Annotated in this window: 4 protein-coding genes; 1 reads left to right on the top strand and 3 read right to left on the bottom strand. The window is 67.0% G+C overall.

Annotated features, from left to right (window positions below):
- Positions 1-201, bottom strand: a 201-nt coding sequence (locus WB785_RS23920; protein ID WP_424082451.1) for a wax ester/triacylglycerol synthase domain-containing protein, incomplete at its 3' end; no start/stop codon positions are given.
- A gap of 236 nt (positions 202-437) precedes the next feature.
- Between WB785_RS23920 and WB785_RS23925 the strand changes: the two genes are divergently transcribed.
- Positions 438-917, top strand: a complete 480-nt coding sequence (locus tag WB785_RS23925; protein ID WP_424082455.1) for an Rv3235 family protein — start codon at positions 438-440, stop codon at positions 915-917.
- A gap of 6 nt (positions 918-923) precedes the next feature.
- Here WB785_RS23925 and WB785_RS23930 read toward each other — a convergent pair whose 3' ends face one another.
- On the bottom strand, positions 924-2,078 hold the full coding sequence (locus WB785_RS23930; protein WP_424082452.1) for a cation:proton antiporter: 1,155 nt from the start codon (positions 2,076-2,078) through the stop codon (positions 924-926).
- A 4-nt stretch (positions 2,079-2,082) separates the two neighbouring features.
- Complete coding sequence (locus WB785_RS23935; RefSeq protein WP_424082454.1) at positions 2,083-2,553, bottom strand: cation:proton antiporter regulatory subunit; 471 nt, start codon at positions 2,551-2,553, stop codon at positions 2,083-2,085.
- Positions 2,554-2,648: the final 95 nt, after the last annotated feature.

Consider the following 2,648-nt stretch of genomic DNA (forward strand, 5'->3'; position numbering starts at 1 on the left):
GGCCAAACCCATGGTCACTTCGCGGACCTTCTGCCGGTAGCGCGGTACTTGTGGCAGCCGCTGCTCAACCGTTGCCAGCAACGCCTCGTAGCTCAGCCCGGCGCGCGGCTGCCGCACAATCGCCAGCGAGCCGACATACAGCGGGGTGGCGGTGTTCTCCAGCTGATAGAACGACGCGTCCGAAGTGGACAACCTCGCCACGTCGCGTCTCCTCTTGCAATCCCTTGTGAATTCACCGAACCGATCAATCTGCCGCTCACGGTAACCGTCTCCGCGGGCCCGCTGCAGCCCGGGTACACGCCCGCCGCGATTGTGCGATCATCATCACAGTTGTCTGCCTCTCTCCCGCAGGCCTACTTTTTCGGCCCCTTCGTAAACATCGGGAGAATGCAGTGTTGACCAGCCCCAGCCCGTCCGGCCGTGACGCGTTCGCGGTGATGCCCGTCGTCGATTATGAACCGCCCGCGCGCGATGTCCGTCGCTGCTCGCCGCCGTCACCAACAACGCTGCGGCGGCCCAATACGCATGTGCAGCAACGACATTCCGGTCAGCCCGTTGTCGCCGGCCGATCGCCGACGATGTCTGCGCCGATGCGGCAAGCGGCGTGCTTCGCCGATGCCTCGCTGCGCAGAGTGCTTGAAGTTCTCGACCGTCGCCGCCCGGTTGCACAACTACAGGGGCTGCTGGCCGCCGGCCTCGTCGACTCGGTGCTGCGCGCCAACCGGTTCACGGCCGGCAATGACGGCGCGGCCGTGTTACGCCGGTTGCGGCTGCAGCCGGTGGGCGGCCCGGACCGGGCCGGCGCGGCCGAGGTATTCGGAAGTTATAGCCGCGGGCGCCGCATCCATGCCATCGCCTGCCGCATCGAAAGGGTCGCGGGCGGACGCTGGCAGGTCGTCGCCCTGCACATCGGCTAAGCCGGCCTAGGTCTTGTGGACGCTCGCCGGGCGGGGGCCGCCGGTGAAACGGGTGATTACCGGCCCGACGATCGCCAGCACGAACACGTACGTCGTAGCCAATGCCGAAATCCCTGCGCCCGACGAGCCAACCAGGCCGATGATGATCAGCGAAAACTCGCCCCTGGCGATCAACGTTGCGCCGGCACGCAATTGCCCGCGCCGCGCCACTCCCTCGCGTCGGGCGGCGAACATTCCGGTGGCCACCTTCGTCGCTGAGGTGACCGCGGCCAGCAACAAGGCGATCGGAAGCGTCGGTAACAACTGCGCGGGATTCACCGGCAGCCCGACCGCGACGAAGAAGATCGCGGCGAACAGGTCGCGCAGCGGGCCCAGCACTTTGCGGGCCCGATCCGCGGTTTCACCGGTGAGGGTGAGGCCGACCAGGAAGGCACCCACGGCGGCCGAGGCGTGCATCTCCTCAGCCAGCGCGGCAACGATCAAGGTGATTCCGACAACCCTCAGCAGCAGTTGCTCGTTATCCGGATGCGCCACGAGCCGGCCGAAGTGGTGGCCCCAGCGATATGACGCGGCGAACGCGACGCATAGCGCGGCGACCGCGGCGGCCATGCCACCAACCGCGAGCAGCCAGCCACGCCCGGCCCCGAGAACCGCCTCCAGCGGCAGAAAGGCCGCCATCGCGAAATCTTCGAGCACCAGCACCGCAAGCACGGCCGGTGTTTCGCGGTTACCGAGCCGCTGCAGGTCCTTCAGCAGCCGCGCAATTACACCGGAGGAAGAGACGTAGGTGACGCCGGCCAGCGCGAGGATGCTGACGCCGTTGACACCGAGCAGCCATCCGGCCAGGGCACCGGGCGTTGCGTTCAAGATGAAATCAACTGCAGCAGAGGGTAAGTGGTGACGTAAGCTGCTGGCGAATTCAGTCGCGGAGAACTCCAGCCCCAAAGTCAGCAACAGCAGCACGATACCGATCGGCGCGCCAGTGGTGATGAAATGACCCGCGGTCGTCACGGGAGTGATGCCGCCGTTGCCGAGCGCCAGACCGGTCAGCAGATACAGCGGTATCGGGGAGAGCGCGAACCGGCGAGCCACCGTACCCAGCAATGCAAGCGCGGTGAGGACGGCGCCGAGTTGCAACAGCAGCGGCGCCGAAATTTGCACGGGCTCAGCCGTTATCGACGAGTTGAACGACCTGGGCGATGCCGTCTTCGGTGCCGACCACGATCAGTACGTCGTCTGCATGCAGCATTTCGCTGGGTCCCGGCGATGCCAGCACCTCCTCGTTGCGCACGATCGCCACGATCGACGCACCGGTGCGGGTGCGGGCGCGGGTGTCCCCGAGCGGCCGGTCGGCGAACGGGCTGCCCGCCCGTATGTGAACTTGACCGGACTCCAGCCCAGGTACTTCGCGGATCAGCTCGGCGATCCGCGGTGCACCCAGAATCTGGGCGACCGCGTCGGCCTCCTCGTCGGTGAAGTGAAAGATCGGCTCGGCCTGGTCGGGATCGTCGCGTGCGTAGCGGACGACGTCGAATTCGCCGCTGCGCCGGGCAATGATCCCGATCCGCTCGCCGTCGTGGCTGGTGAATTCGTATCGCACGCCGATGCTGGGCAGCAGCACCTCTTTGACGTCCACTTGCCGCTACCGCCGTTTGGCAGATTTCGACGGCTTGGCATGGCGGCCCTGCCGGCGCGCGGCTTCGCGCCGCTCGCGCCGACTCCCCCCGGCCC

Origin of the sequence: Mycobacterium sp., from assembly GCF_049585075.1 — a bacterium.
In the GTDB taxonomy this organism is placed as follows: domain Bacteria; phylum Actinomycetota; class Actinomycetes; order Mycobacteriales; family Mycobacteriaceae; genus Mycobacterium.

What these genes read in the sequence shown, in the direction of transcription:
- WB785_RS23925 (WP_424082455.1), top strand. Translation starts at nt 438, where the DNA reads ATGCCCGTCGTCGATTATGAACCGCCCGCGCGCGATGTCCGTCGCTGC.